Genomic DNA, 14,127 nt, shown 5'->3' on the forward strand with positions numbered 1-14,127 from the left:
TCTTAAACTTACACTCTGTATTTTATCAGGAGGTACTTATTTTTTCAAAGTCCATTCTCCCTTATTTTTTATTCATTACAGGAATGCTCCATTTACTGCAGTGGTTGTTTCTAAACTATAAATAGGTTCTTGTGAAATTACTTTTTCTTGGTAAACGTACGCATCTGATTCGTTTATACCAGCAAGAGGCATGAAAAACATTACAAGGAGACCTACTGTTGCCAAAGCCATTGAAAAAGTACCATCCCAGTCCTTGTCACTAAATGCTATAATTAGGGAAAATATTAAAAGGATGGCCCCCAGAATCACTTTTAATCAACTCCTTTGTTTTATTTTTTAAGTTTCAAAAGATTCTTTGGTTGGAAAAATTTTAATGCTCGTATTTTTTATACTCTTAAAATCTTGGAATAAAAATTTTTAGCGTTTAAATCAATTTTTTCACCAAGCTTTCCGGCCTCCTCGTTTGTTATGCTTTTTTTATTAAATAATAAAAAGTTTTTATATCTAACAAGATAAACAGCATTGTATTTCCAAAATGCAAAAATTAAAAAAGCCTTCCCACCGGCTTTTTCAAAGTCTTCAAGAAAGGCCTTTTCTTTTCCAGAAAAATGAGATTCGGTAAGCTGTATTCTATCTGAAGTAGTTTCTTTACACTCCAGTGCAACAGGAATGCCTTTTACAACGCCCAGAAAATCCACAGGGGCTCCTTTTTTGGGAAAAACTTTGCCTCCATAATTGACCCATAGAACATTCTGCTTTAAGAGAATTCCCTGTCCTGACAGCCTCAATTTTACCGCAATGTTTTCTATGAATTCTTCCAATGCACCACCTTTCTGCATTTATTAACACTCCGTTTCTGGTATTCTGTATTTTTTAATTTTTTACTGTCTTTTCTTTTTTTCATTACTGGACTGCAAAGTACGTAATTAATACCGCAATGTACAAAATTGTCCGCTTTATTTTTCATCTTTCCTCAAAAAAAAAAAAAAAAATTAGCAAAAACAATTAAGACTTAACATTAAGCCAAAAAAATTCCTGCGCTTAACCCTGCTGCGCACTGAAACATTTTATCATCTCCTTTTTATTAACGATTAATATCCCCAGAATAAAAAAAATAATGACCGTGTCGAATTTACTAAAGAGATAGTGAAAAAAGGAGGTTAATTTATTATGAGAAAAATAAACGCTGTTAATAAAAATGTTTCGTCATCATACCTAAAAAATAAAGATAAAGTTGAAATTAGAAACGCTCTTTATGATTTAATAAAAGGTCTTGAATTATCAGACAAGATTGAGATATTAGAAAAAATTAAGATTGAAAGTCGTTTATTTCGTGAATTTTATGAACACAAACTTAACCATGGATTTTTATTTTATGTAACCAGTAATTTCTTAGAAGCTATTAATACCTTTTTTGTTACGCTTGTAGGAGTTTTGGTAGGTTTTATAGGAGGTACCATAAATACTGTCATAAACAGTAAAACTACAAATCTATTAAGCAAAGATTTTATTCAAAAGATAAACCATATGGTTAATGCCTTCGTTAATGAAGTGACAAGCATTAAATTTATTGTAACTATTTTGAGCATTATTTTAATAATAATTTTTGTTATATCACTATTGGTTGTATATCCAGAAAAAAGAAAAATTTCACATTTAATTGGAATATATTCCTACTGGGAATATTATTCTAATTATCTTCAGGTAAAAATAAAAAATATACAGCAAAAAACAAAGTAGTCAATAACCCCAGCAAAATAAAATTATATTTTAGGGAACTCCAAAAAGCCAAAGGTACGGTAATAAATATAACCATAACTGACACTGAGTATAAATCACTAAGTGGATCTATTATGTAAGAAATTAACTTTATAAAGAGTGCAGAATTTAACACGCATAAAAAGACTCTCAATAAAAAAGATAATGGCAATTTACCTATTATAATTAAAGGAGTTTCAACAAGTAAAATAAGCAATGCATAAAAAATCTGTTTTAAAAATGTTACAGCAACAGATATTATTAACAATTTCTTATCATTCCTAAGCATAAAAATACTCCCCTTTAAAAATTCTTAATTACATTTTTTAACCAGAACATTCCGCAAGAAGTCTCCATCTTCTATAAGATGGAGATGAATTGCGGTAGACAAATATTCAGTTTCGGTATATAATAAAACTGGTGATGATTATGAAATTTGACTCAAATAAACATTCAGTATTTCTTCTCTACTACCATTTGATTTTAGTGACAAAATACAGAAGAAATGTGATAGATGAGAAAATTTCAAAAAGACTAAAAGAAATTTTTGAGTACATTCACCCCAATTACGACATAACCTTGGTTGAGTGGAATCATGATAAAGACCACATTCACATTTTGTTCAAGGCGACTCCTACAACACCACTTTCCAAGTTTATAAATGCTTATAAAAGCGCCTCTTCAAGACTCATAAAAAAGAATTTCCTGAAATTAAGCAAAAACTATGGAAGGAATATTTTTGGTCAAGAAGTTATTGTTTACTGACAAGTGGTGGTGCTCCAGTTGAGGTAATTAGAAGATATATCGAGAGTCAGGGTGAGAAAAGAAAATGCTGAAAGCATATAAGTATCGAATATATCCTGATAAAGCTCAGAAAGAATTTTTTGAAAAAACTTTTGGTTGTTGTAGATTTGTATGGAACAAGATGTTAGAAGAAAAGCTTGAAACCTTGAGACAGGGTAGAAAGATTCCAAGGATAACTCCAGCAAGATATAAAAAGGGATACCCTTTCCTGAGAGAAGTAGACAGTCTTGCACTTGCAAATGTTCAACTTGAGCAGGAAAAGGCATTCAGAAACCATTTCAAAAACCCCGAACATTTTAGAATGCCGAAGTTTAAGAAAAAGAAAGATAAGCAGTCATACACAACAAACAACCAGCAACTCAAAAATGGTAATGAAACAATTAGAGTAGATTTTGAAAAAGGATTAATTTATTTACCAAAGATAAAAAGTGGAATAAAAACAATATTTCACAGAAGGTTTGAAGGGAAAATAAGATCTGCAACAGTTGTAAAAACGAAAGCAGGCAAGTACTATGTAAGTATACTTGTAGATGTACAAGACCCAAGAAATGATGTAAAAGAGCCAAAGAATTTTATTGGCGGGATAGATTTAGGTTTGAAAAGTTTTGTAACAATTGCAAATGATACGGGCAGTTTGAAGATTGAGTATCCGAAATACCTTATCAAAGCTGAAAAAAGATTCAAAAAATCGCAGAGGCAATTGTCAAGGAAGGAAAAAGGCTCTAAAAACTGGGAGAAAGCAAGAAAAAGGCTTGCAAAAGAGCATGAGTATGTAAAGAATGCGAGGGAAGATTTTTTGCACAAGCTTTCCAAAGCCATCATAGACGAGAACCAAGTCGTGGTGGTCGAAAGTTTGAATGTAAAGGGGCTATCAAAAACAAGATTATCGAAACGCATTCTTGATAGTTCATGGTCAAAGTTTTTAGAATATCTTAGATACAAGGCAGATTGGTATGGCAGGAGAGTAATAGAGGTAGATAAGACATTCCCATCTTCGAGAATGTGTAGTATATGTGGATATATCAACAAGGAGTTAAAACTGAAGGATAGGGTATGGGAATGTCCTGAATGTAGAACGATTCATGATAGGGATGAGAATGCAGCGAGAAACTTGAGAAACTATGGGATTGTTTATATAAGCGGTTAGTAGGGTGGGGACCACCCGAATTTACGCCTGTGGAAGACCTGGACCTCTACTACTGGGGATTCCTTCCCCGGTAGCAAGTCTGGTCGATGAAGCAGGAAGCCCACCACCTCTTCAGGTGGTGGGTAGTTCACTAAATCAGCAACCACTTATAACGCCCAAAAAGTCTACAGGAGCCCCTTTTTTAGGGAAAACTTTGCCTCCATAATTAACCCACAGAACATTTTGCTTTAAAAGAATTCCCTGTCCTGACAGTCTCAGCTGCACAGCAATGTTTTCTATAAGTTCTTCCAGAGCATCACCTTTTTGCATGTTTCAGCATCCTTCCTCTTGCTTTATTTTGTAATATAAAAAAACAGCAGCAAATAAAAACAAAAATATAATCAGTAAAAAAAGGTTTATTCTTAAATTCCAAGTGATAAATGTGTGATCAAAATTAAGGGTTACCTTATAGGCTTGCATTGTTTTTACAATTTTCTCCATTGCATTAAACAGTGTTAAATCAATATAAATCTGAACTAATATAAGACAAAAAAGGGTTATAACTACAGTAATTATCATATTAAACACCCTTTTCCTTTTAATAATTTTTTTATTTTAAATCGCTGTTAAATGTCTTCTTAATCGTTCCTTTTGGAACTACGATGTATTGTTCCAGTGGTTTTTCTACCACTCCGCCAGCAAGTAGGTTATAATATTTTTCTACTTTTTTGTACAAATAAGGTTTATCAAGATTATCTTCTTCAATTAAATCCCATTTAGAGGCAGGAAGTTTGTAAACAGTAGTCCTCAGTGGATTTTCAGATTTAACAACCCTGACAAAATAATATATGTTTTGATCTATGCTGCCTATTCCCAATACAAAAGGCGAATCCGAAAGAGCTAAATTGTCCTCCAGAGAAATAATATATTCTTTTGTTTCAAAATACCTTTTACTGCCAAACATTTTATTGTCAATATATGAGTTATTTATTGTTATTACAATGAATATTATTGCAAAAACTGCTATTAGTGCCAGTCCTTCTTCTGCTGTTCCCCTTTCATCTTTTATAAAATTTTTGAAAATGCGCATATTTGACACCTTCTTTATTTGTTTTTAAAATACAAAATTTTAAAAATTTGTTTGCAGTTCTGCATGTTTTATCATAAAAAGCATTCTTTTTTTAAAATCATTCTTTTAAAATTTTAGGGTTTTTATCTAAAATCCACAATTTTACGCATCCGTTTTTTATATACGGGCTCACAATGAATTTCACTTCATCACCTTTTCTGTAAGTACCATCTAAAAAGAATCCAAATTCTTCGTTGACAATTACCAGCTGCCAGTCCTGATCTATTCTTACGTCTGTAACCGTTCCTTTTAACAGAAAAGCAGGCTCTGGATTTTTGTAGCCAAATGGTTCAAACTTGTCAAAAGCCATAACCTCTTCTAAATCCGGTACTTTCGTCAAAACACCATCCAAGTCTCTTATCTCTTCTTTTGGAGGATTTTCTTCCGTGTATTCGTTCAATAAGTTCTGGATCCTTTTTAAATCTCTAATACTGTATGAAACACCTGCTGCTGATTTATGACCTCCAAAGGTTATATCTACATGTTCAGATACGTATTTAAAAGCTTCCATTAAATCAAAATCTCCATAAGTTCTTACAGAAGACACTGCTTTACCACTGTCGTCTACACTGCTTACCATTACAGGTTTTTGAAATTTTTCAGCAGTTCGTCCCGCAATAAGTCCTGTTATGCCTCTAGGACAGTTTTTAAAGGCATATATTAAAAACTTGTTTCCATTGTCTTCTATACGGCTCAAATACTGATTTACAAGCTCTAAACGCTTTCTGTTTAGTTCTTCAACTTCTTCAACATTTGTACCATAAAGTAAAAGCTCCAGACCCATCTGCGGGCTTTTCAAGCGTCCTGTAGCATTAATTCGAGGAGCTATTATCCATCCTATATCAAAACCTGTGAGATTTTCATGGTTTCTTCCTGCAACTCTCAGGATTTCTTTTATGCCTTTTATGGGCTGTTTTCTCATAAGCTCAAGCCCTTTTCTTGCAATGTACCAGTTGTTTCCGTCCAGAGGAACGACGTCGGCGACAGTTGCAAGGCCTGCAAGCTGTATCATTGCAGGAGTTACTGAAAGATTTCTCTGCCTTAAAAGTTCTCTTGCCACTAGATATGCCACTCCTGCTCCTGCATAGTCCTGATATTTGTCCTTGTAAAGCTTGGGATTAAAAATTTTGTACGCATCGGGAAGAGGGTACTGTGGTTCGTGATGGTCTGTTATGATTAGTTTAATGCCCAGCTCTTTAGCTGCTTTTGCTGCATCAACAGCAGTTATGCCATTATCTACAGTAACAACTGTTTCAAAACCCTCTTCCTTTATACGCTTTAAATGAAGAGGTTTTATGCCGTATCCTTCTTTTCTTTCCGGCAAAAATATCTTGTTCTGGATTCCTAAAACATCCAAAGCATTTTTGAGTATAAGTGAAGAGGCAATTCCATCAACATCATAATCTCCAAATATAGCAACTCTTTTGCTGGTTAAGATAGCTTTGACAATGTCAGAAAGGGGGAAGTCGCTGGATGTTACAGGATATTTCCTTTGAAGTTCAATTTTTGTATTTGGATTATATCTCCAGAGCATATAAAATCCCCCTTTCTATTTGTTCTTTTTGTTCTTTAAGCCTCTCCTTCAAGGCCGTGTACCTTTTTGAGCTGTCAATTGTATTTATTGCTATTTTAAGGGCCTGCATGTCTCCAAAGATTTTTACTGTGTTTCTTGCTCTTGTAACAGCAGTGTACAGAAGGTTTCTCTTCAGCATGATGTAGTGATTCATTGCAATTACTACGATTACCGTATCATACTCACTACCCTGAGATTTATGTATCGTAATCGCATAAGCAGGAATAATTTCTTTTAGCTCCTCTTCTACCAGATCGACTATTCGCCCGTCAAAATCTATTACAACATGCCTTAGACCCTCTTCGTCTCTATAAGCCCTTTTTACATAGCCCGTGTCTCCATTAAAAATTTCTTTTTCGTAGTTGTTTTGAGTCTGCATGACTTTGTCCCCGACTCTAAATATTTTGCTGCCATATGTTATTTCTTCTTTTTGAGGATGCGGCGGATTTATTCGTTCCTGTATCAGCCTGTTCAATTCCAGAGTGCCTATATCCGTCTTTTTCATTGGTGTTAAAATCTGAACGTCATCAAGTGTTTTGCCTTTTTCAAGTTCTTTTACAAACTCTTCTACAACCTGTTCCGGACTTACAAGTTCATGGAAGATAAAATCTTTGTTATTGAAGCGCACCATTTTGCCTTCTTTTATGAGTTTTGAATTGATGATTATTCCTGACGTTTCTTCCTGCCTGAAAATAACATCAAGTTTTGTTACAGGTATTACACCTGACTCAATTAAGTCTCTTAAGACGTTTCCTGCGCCTACTGATGGAAGCTGATCCATGTCTCCTATTATGATGAGCTTGGCATCTTCTCTCAAGGCTTTTAACAGGCTTGCAGCAAGTTCATTGTCAACCATTGAGAATTCGTCTACTATGACGACATCTTCATCAAGAGGATTAAGCTCATTTCTGAAAAATCTCACGCTTCTAAATTCTTTATCAAATCTTGCTTCTAGCAATCTATGAATTGTTTTAGCTGGGTGGCCTGTTACTTCTTCCAGCCTTTTTGCTGCCTTGCCTGTAGGAGATGCTAAAGCCGCAAGCTTATCTTGTTTTTGGAAGATGTAGAGAAGAGCGCTGACAATCGTTGTCTTTCCTGTGCCTGGCCCTCCAGTTATGATGGATATGTTATTCTCAACCGCCTTTTTTATAGCTTCCTTCTGTTTTAGACTATACCTGATGTTTTTTGTAGCCTCTGCTTCTTTGATAAGCTCATCAATGTTATTTATTCTCCAGGGCTTTTTATTGAGCATCTTAGCAATTTTCTCAGCAATGTACTTTTCGCTGTAAAAGTTTTTGGGCAGGTACACTTTCCCTTTATCGTCATAAAGCTCTTGCGTAGCCGTTAAATATAGGGCTTGATCTAAAACTTTCGTGTACCCTACTTTTAAAATCTTCTCCGAAGCTGCTTTGCATAGTGTTGTAATCGGCAGGTATAAGTGTCCTTCTGTTTCTGCAAGGTACAGCGTATATTTTAAGCCTGATTGAATCCTATAGGCATTGTCTTTCTCTATTCCGAACTTTTCCGCTATTTCATCGGCCTTAATAAAGCCTATTCCATCAACTTCTTCAGCTACTTGATATGGATTTGCTTTTATCTGTATCAGTGTATTGCTGCCGTAATGGTCATAAAGCTTTTTTATCATGTTAAGTGAAAAGCCCAGAGGCAAGAGCTCAAGCTTTATTTCGTTGAATTCTTTGTTTTGTGTAATTTCTGCACTTACTGAATCAACTACACTCTGTGGTATTCCAATTTCTCTGAGCCTTTCGGGGTTTTCTTCAATAACCTGCAAAGCGTCCCTTCCAAATGCTGCAACTATTTTTCTTGCCCTTACCGGGCCTATCCCTTTTATGTTCTGCAGGAAAATTTCTATGTCGCTTTCTTCAACTTCTCTGGACATTTCTGCGAACACAACTTTAAACTGTCTGCCGTATTTTGAGTGGACGTACCATTCTCCTATCAAATCCAGCTTCTGACCCTGTTTGTAACTGCCCTGGAAGGTTGCAACAAAGTTGTTGTCCTCTGTTCGGATGGCTGCAACCGTATAGCCGTCGTCTGATGCAAAGATTATCTTTTCGATTGTGCAGTTTTTTATTTCCTGCAGATTCATTTTACAACCACTTCCTGCAATTATTGTATTTTTATGATCTGCTCAGGTGAAAAATCTATTCCTAAGTCCCTGCCGAACATTTTTAGGCGAACTTTTACACTACTGCTGTTAACTTCTATGATTTCTCCAATAAAGTTTTCAAAAGGCCCGTCTATGATTGTTACAGTATCACCCACCTTGAATTCGTCATTTGCACTGTCTGTCAGTCCTGCTCTTTTTGCTTCCGCCGGAGTTATAGGCTCTGGCATATTCCCTCCACCGACAAAGTGTGCTACGCCGTTCACTCTCCTTAATGCTGCCATAACCTCATCAGTCATAACTGCCTTGACAAATACATATCCGGGAAATATTTTTTCTTCGATTTGTTTTATTTTGCCTTTTCTGGAAACAGTCCTTTTTTGCGTTGGGACTTCCGCCTTTATAATTAATCCGTTATATTTTTCTGTTTTAGCTAGACTATTAATATGCTCTTTCACTCTTTTCTCAGCATTGTGGTACGTAAAAATCACATACCACATTGGTTTTTCTTTTGTTTTTGTTAGTTCCTGCACTTCACTCATTTTTATCACTCCTCAGTTTAATTATACACCTATTAATTAACTGTGTCAATATTTAAATATACTTTTCGCTGTGCTTAAAGCGTAAATAAGCCCTTTGTTTCGAGATGCTTCTTCAGCTCCTCTGCATTGAAAGTCCATGTCTCTATTTCGCTCTTATCTCCCTTTTGGAGAGCTTCTGCAAGTCTTTTTAGAGCATTGTAGTAAAATGCTCTGTCTAAGTCTGATGTGCTTTTTGCAAGCCTGTCCCACTCTTTTGGAGTCCTTGAAAGGGCAACTTTATGTACTTCCTGCATTTCAGCAACTCTCCTTTCTTACTCAAACTCTGAAGGGAAAATGTTTATCACTTACTGTTGCGGCATGTCAAGGGTATCCGAGCAGTCTTCTTTCCAGTTCTTCTATGCTTTTATCTACAACACCAGGTAAATTTCTTTCTTCTCTGCCTTTCCTGTAGCTGTACTCAAGCAGCTTCTTCTCCAGTTCTTCCACGTTATAACTTCTCTGAGTATAGCTGTTAAAGTAGTTTCTGGGTGGGGTAAATTCTTTTTGCGTCTTGTGGTTAAAAGAGTTCATGTCCCAGTTATTTTTCAGTGTAGAAACAAGAAAGCCTTCAGGATTATTAATTTCTTCCTGCAGTGCTGCTTTTTCTAAATAAGCTACAGCATTTGTTATTCTCTCTTCAGGATATTTCTTTAAGAGAGTAGCAAAAAAGGACAGTTTATCTCTTCCAGTGATTTTTTGATATTGTTTATTTATTTCAGCAGCAGCACCAGCCGAAGGCTGGGAATTTACCCCACCGTCAGGTGGGTTATTGTTTGTAATAATCTCTGTTGTAATCTTTGTAGTATTCTCTGTAGTAATCTCTGTATACGTCCCCCGTTCAAATGTAGGACCTCCCACATTAGAATGTGGGAGGTCCTCCGTTTTAATGTGGGAGGTCTTACATTCTAATGTAGGAGGTATCACAGATGTAGGAGGTATTACATTAGAATGTGAGAGGTCCCCCATTCTAACGTGGGAGGTTTGAGTATGACCTTGCTGAATATTTTTTGGTTGAGAAAAATATAATTCATTGTCTTCTTTTTCCGTAGTTTCCGTAGTTTCTGTAACCGGATTTAAGTCGCTATATGTGATTTCTTTTATTTTCTCAGTTACCGGTTCAATAAACATTATATTTGTTAAAGTTAATCCCTTGTCCGTCTTCAAATTGCGAAATTCTACTTTAATAAGACCTAGTTTTTGAAGATATTTTATTGCTTCTTGAACTTGTCTTTTGGTTAAGCCAAATTGATCTGCAAAACTTTGATACGAACGCTGAAGTTTGTCGCCATTAAATTTTTGTTTGTATCCAATAACTTCTCCTGTATAAGGGTTTCTCTCAATTTTGGGTCTGTACCAATAAACAATTTCTGATAAAATAATAATTGCATTGAGATTTGGTTTTCCGGACGGATAGGTTATTTTTTTATACCACTGTGCAGGAATAATATTCCCTTCAAAATTTAATTCCATCATTTTCTTTACTTCCGGGTTAATATAGTTATTATTTCTTATATTTTCCATAAAATAACCTCCTAAACTTAAAAATTTTTCAGCAAAAACTTAAAATTGACTAAAAAAAACAACGTCTAACATGAAAAGACAATTTGACGTTTCGGAGAGTTAACATTTTGTCCCTTCGAAGGGACAAAATGACGTTTCGGAGGGTTAATTTGATGCCTCATAAAGTCATAGTTCCTTCTTAAGGGAGAAAAGTTATGTAGTGCGTAAGAAGGCCCTTAAAAAACAAAAAAGGCAGCCAGCTGGCTGCAAAAATAAATAAAAGTTGGGGAGAGATTTTTTTTGACCCGCAGGAGGACGAATACACAGGCCCAAGGGGGACGAACAGCCTGTGCAGTGCGCCCTCCCTCAATAAAAAAGGGACGTTTTGTTACGCCCCTGAAAAGTCTTATATGAACTTTTGAAAAAGTACAGCTATAAACATAAGGCCGAACGCAAGTCCAATTAAAATGTCTAGTATTGAACCTGTACGTACCAGAGGTATTTTAAAACTTTTGTTATAGGGATAAAGCACAGGAATACCTGATGGAGTGAACAGATCTGTTGCAAGGTGTGTAGTATAACCTATTAGTGCAGGCGGTAGAATAGTCCTATCTGACATAAATAAAATAAATGTAAAAAATAAAAAGCCTGCAAGAGAGTGTGTAAAACCTCTGTGAGGGCCTATAAAAGCAAGCCCTATATAGGTTAAGTACAATATTAGACTTAGCAGTAAAAAGTATTTGTATTTAAATAAAAAATACCCTGCAGCTATCAGTGCAGGGAAAGTTAATGCTCCTGTATATTTGTTTAACTTGTGTCTCAACATGCTACCCGGTGTATCTATGTCAGGTAAAAGTGAGCTTGCAGCAGCAACAGCTAAATTAATCGGCAGCTGTGAAGGATCTTTTGTGAGGAGAGCTGTTGCTGCAAGTGCTACTGCCATGTGTGTGCGCCCTAACATTTTAATCAACTCCATCCGATAGTATTTATAGAGAAATATTTTGTAACTTTTTTGTAAAGGAGAGTGAATTATGGATACGTTATTATCTGCCATTTTTTCCTTATTCAAAAATATTTCAAGAAATTCTTACAAAACAACATATAGGTTTTTCACAATTCTGATAATATCATTTACTTTTAAGTATTTTTATCCTAATATATTTTTTCTATTTTTAAATCAATTTAAGGAGTACAAAAAAACGATAGTATTGTTCATAAAATTTCTTACATTAGCGTTTTTTACATATGGTAATATTGAAACTGTTTTTCTGCTTTTTTATGTTTTGGTAGTATCTTTAAAAGCCCTATTTTATTATGTTAACAGATTTAACCATTATAATACATACAAAGAATGTTGGGATGACCTTATAAAAGATTCATATATCACAATTGCAGTAGATAAGCTTACTTTTGCATACAGTTGTGCTTGGATTGGTTTTGGATATATTTTGTTATTAAACAATAATTATGTTGACTTGATAAAAGAATTTTTCAACATAATTACATTTAAAATGTCTTTTCTTTTTACATGGGTTTTTATACCTATTTCTGTTGTTATGTTTTTGGTAGGGTATATACCTTACTTTATAAAATCTTTTTTCTTGCCTTAACATGAGTAACAAAATATTTTTATTTACAATTATTCCTTAATAAAAACTCTACTTAATAAAAAATGTATTTTTTTATAATCCTTAAAGTTCATGTATAACCAGCACAAAAAAGTCAAGGCGCTTATTGCTATGCTAGTCAGCGTGCAGCATAATAGGTTTTTTGTGTATAAGAATAAGGCATTAGATAGTATTGCTCCAAAAAAAACTGAAAAAGCCCATCTAGTCTTAACTTTTTCAATTACAACTTCTTTTTCTTTTTCAGATAAATTTTCAAGTTCTTTTTCTTTGTCTGTTATGGACGGAAGACCTAAGATAATAATTATAACTATAACAAAACTCCCTGCTATTATAATAAACTCAGCAAAAAGAATTGAAAAATATGTTATGGCATGTATCAGATTGTTAAATATGCTTGCTGTTGTTATAGAAATATTATTTGTCATTATGCTCACATCCTTTTTATTCTTAGACTTTACAACAGGTTTGCTAAGAAAAATAAAAAGCGTCCTAACGCCTATCAGTGTCTGCTTTGATGCAGGCAGGTAATACTGTAGATAAGTTATCTCTACCTAAGTGAAATTATTGAAAAAATAGAATTGCAGGGACCAGGTTAGTAGTAGCGTCTATGTTAACTAAAATAAATATTAAAAATTAACGATTATTATGTTAGAAAATCTTATTCAAGTGCAGGTGAATATACAATGTATATTGTTACTCTTTTAGGCAATTTATTATCGATAATTTCTTCGCTAATTACAATCATAAGTTTTTTATCTCAAAAAAGTAAAAAACACACATCAACTAATGTCGTTCACAATATTACACAAACTAGCAAATTATCTAAAAATAATATATTCACAAGTATAGCTGAAGAAGTTTTAAAAGCAATAGATTCGTTTTTTGTAGACCTATCTAACAATCCCATTGCTTTTATTATAATAATGATTGCTATTATTTACGCAGTATATTTTTCTTTACTAAAAGCATATTTTTATATTTTTAATTTAATAGCAATATCGTCTTTAGTGGTTATAATGGTGGTACTGTTAAATACTACTAAAAAATTCTTCTTAAAGCAGATAGTTGGATTTAGTGATTTTTTTTGTATCTTTTATATGGTTTGTTTTATTTATTATATTACTTAAACATTATAACCAAATATATCTACCGCAAAGCTTCTATTTTTTCACAACTGAAAAATATAACAGTACCTTTCTAACTAATCTACCTCAGAGTATAAATTATATATTTTCCGTTATTTTACTAATCATATCCTGGTTTATTAATATCTGCATAACCTTTACATACTTAACCAATAAAGAAATTTCCATACATAAAGTTGTTTTTTGGTTATCTATTGTTATAATTAATTTGGCATCTATTTTCGGCGTTATATTAAAAGTTTTTAAATTGTTCAAATAGCAATACTTAGTATGACAATAGTAGGTAATATATACCAAAAAATTTTAGTTAACACATTTTCGCTTTCTTTGCTTATTGCATAGGCTGTTAATAAAATATTTGTAAAAAGAAGAAACGCTGACCATCCTATATAGCTTTGCAAATTATTTTCTGGTGCAATATATATGTGATAATTTATTAGTTCATTTTTTACATTTGCCAAAGATAAAATTGAAATAGTGTTAAGCCAATAAATAGCAAACGTCACTACAAAAAATACCCCACTCATCTTCTTCCCGTTATTCATATTTACTCACTCCAATTTCAATTTATTTTAAAAAAAAATAAAAGGCGCCCTAACGCCTATCAATGCCTAGAGAGGCGAAGTCACCGCCCCTCTGCTCCTTCTACCTACGGTAGGTGAGCTTAATTCTTTACACGGGCAGGCAGGATTTGAACCTGCTTTGCTGCGCAACTGCGTGCCTGCCGGCTGGGTTCACCCTCGGCAGCCACGAGG

General features: G+C 34.1%; 15 protein-coding genes and 1 pseudogene. 4 read left to right on the forward strand and 12 right to left on the reverse strand.

The window, feature by feature from the left end:
* Positions 1–75: 75 nt before the first annotated feature.
* Both EV203_RS13460 and EV203_RS12170 read right to left on the reverse strand, forming a co-directional pair.
* Complete coding sequence (locus EV203_RS13460) at positions 76–309, reverse strand: hypothetical protein (protein WP_165911616.1); 234 nt, start codon at positions 307–309, stop codon at positions 76–78.
* A 77-nt stretch (positions 310–386) separates the two neighbouring features.
* Entirely contained in the window at positions 387–839 is a 453-nt protein-coding gene (locus EV203_RS12170) for a Holliday junction resolvase RecU (protein ID WP_132040795.1), read from the reverse strand.
* A 331-nt stretch (positions 840–1,170) separates the two neighbouring features.
* On the opposite strand from EV203_RS12170, the gene EV203_RS12175 reads away from it, so the two are divergent.
* From EV203_RS12175 to EV203_RS12185, 3 genes and pseudogenes are all read left to right on the forward strand, one after another.
* Entirely contained in the window at positions 1,171–1,740 is a 570-nt protein-coding gene (locus tag EV203_RS12175; RefSeq protein ID WP_132040796.1) for a hypothetical protein, read from the forward strand.
* Positions 1,741–2,187: 447 nt separating this feature from the next.
* Positions 2,188–2,594, forward strand: a pseudogene (gene tnpA, locus EV203_RS12180) (IS200/IS605 family transposase).
* Complete coding sequence (locus EV203_RS12185; RefSeq protein WP_132040797.1) at positions 2,588–3,709, forward strand: RNA-guided endonuclease TnpB family protein; 1,122 nt, start codon at positions 2,588–2,590, stop codon at positions 3,707–3,709. The pseudogene tnpA and the gene EV203_RS12185 overlap by 7 nt, the downstream one beginning before the upstream one ends.
* 135 nt (positions 3,710–3,844) lie before the next feature.
* On the opposite strand, the gene EV203_RS13465 is transcribed toward EV203_RS12185, so the two are convergent.
* The 8 genes from EV203_RS13465 to EV203_RS12220 all read right to left on the reverse strand — a co-directional run bounded on the left by EV203_RS13465 (position 3,845) and on the right by EV203_RS12220 (position 11,575).
* Positions 3,845–4,018 carry a hypothetical protein gene (locus EV203_RS13465; RefSeq protein WP_165911617.1) on the reverse strand — a complete coding sequence of 58 codons (174 nt, stop codon included), beginning with the start codon at positions 4,016–4,018 and terminating at the stop codon, positions 3,845–3,847.
* 280 nt (positions 4,019–4,298) lie between these two features.
* Entirely contained in the window at positions 4,299–4,778 is a 480-nt protein-coding gene (locus EV203_RS12190) for a Flp family type IVb pilin (protein ID WP_132040798.1), read from the reverse strand.
* A 97-nt stretch (positions 4,779–4,875) separates the two neighbouring features.
* Positions 4,876–6,351, reverse strand: a complete 1,476-nt coding sequence (locus EV203_RS12195; protein WP_132040799.1) for a single-stranded-DNA-specific exonuclease RecJ — start codon at positions 6,349–6,351, stop codon at positions 4,876–4,878.
* Positions 6,335–8,500 (reverse strand): SF1B family DNA helicase RecD2, encoded by a 2,166-nt coding sequence (recD2, locus tag EV203_RS12200; protein ID WP_132040800.1) that lies wholly within the window; start codon positions 8,498–8,500, stop codon positions 6,335–6,337. Before recD2 ends, EV203_RS12195 begins: the two co-directional genes overlap by 17 nt.
* Positions 8,501–8,520: 20 nt before the next feature.
* The gene (nusG, locus tag EV203_RS12205; RefSeq protein WP_132040801.1) at positions 8,521–9,060 is read right to left on the reverse strand and encodes a transcription termination/antitermination protein NusG; all 540 of its coding nucleotides are present in this window, start codon (positions 9,058–9,060) and stop codon (positions 8,521–8,523) included.
* Between the two features lie 74 nt (positions 9,061–9,134).
* Positions 9,135–9,353: a hypothetical protein gene (locus tag EV203_RS12210; protein ID WP_132040802.1), complete on the reverse strand. Its 219-nt coding sequence runs from the start codon at positions 9,351–9,353 to the stop codon at positions 9,135–9,137.
* Between the two features lie 67 nt (positions 9,354–9,420).
* On the reverse strand, positions 9,421–10,620 hold the full coding sequence (locus tag EV203_RS13470; protein WP_165911615.1) for a hypothetical protein: 1,200 nt from the start codon (positions 10,618–10,620) through the stop codon (positions 9,421–9,423).
* Positions 10,621–11,005: 385 nt separating this feature from the next.
* Positions 11,006–11,575, reverse strand: a complete 570-nt coding sequence (locus EV203_RS12220) for a metal-dependent hydrolase (RefSeq protein ID WP_207910897.1) — start codon at positions 11,573–11,575, stop codon at positions 11,006–11,008.
* A gap of 55 nt (positions 11,576–11,630) precedes the next feature.
* Here EV203_RS12220 and EV203_RS13475 point away from each other — a divergent pair, with 55 nt between their 5' ends.
* A complete protein-coding gene (locus EV203_RS13475; RefSeq protein ID WP_011026221.1) occupies positions 11,631–12,209 on the forward strand; it encodes a hypothetical protein in 579 nt (192 codons plus the stop codon).
* A gap of 29 nt (positions 12,210–12,238) precedes the next feature.
* On the opposite strand, the gene EV203_RS12230 is transcribed toward EV203_RS13475, so the two are convergent.
* Positions 12,239–12,652, reverse strand: a complete 414-nt coding sequence (locus EV203_RS12230; protein WP_011026222.1) for a hypothetical protein — start codon at positions 12,650–12,652, stop codon at positions 12,239–12,241.
* A gap of 971 nt (positions 12,653–13,623) precedes the next feature.
* Positions 13,624–13,917, reverse strand: a complete 294-nt coding sequence (locus EV203_RS12235) for a hypothetical protein (protein WP_011026224.1) — start codon at positions 13,915–13,917, stop codon at positions 13,624–13,626.
* Positions 13,918–14,127 lie beyond the last annotated feature (210 nt).

Origin of the sequence: Caldanaerobacter subterraneus (assembly GCF_004345675.1) — a bacterium.
Taxonomy (GTDB): domain Bacteria; phylum Bacillota; class Thermoanaerobacteria; order Thermoanaerobacterales; family Thermoanaerobacteraceae; genus Thermoanaerobacter; species Thermoanaerobacter subterraneus.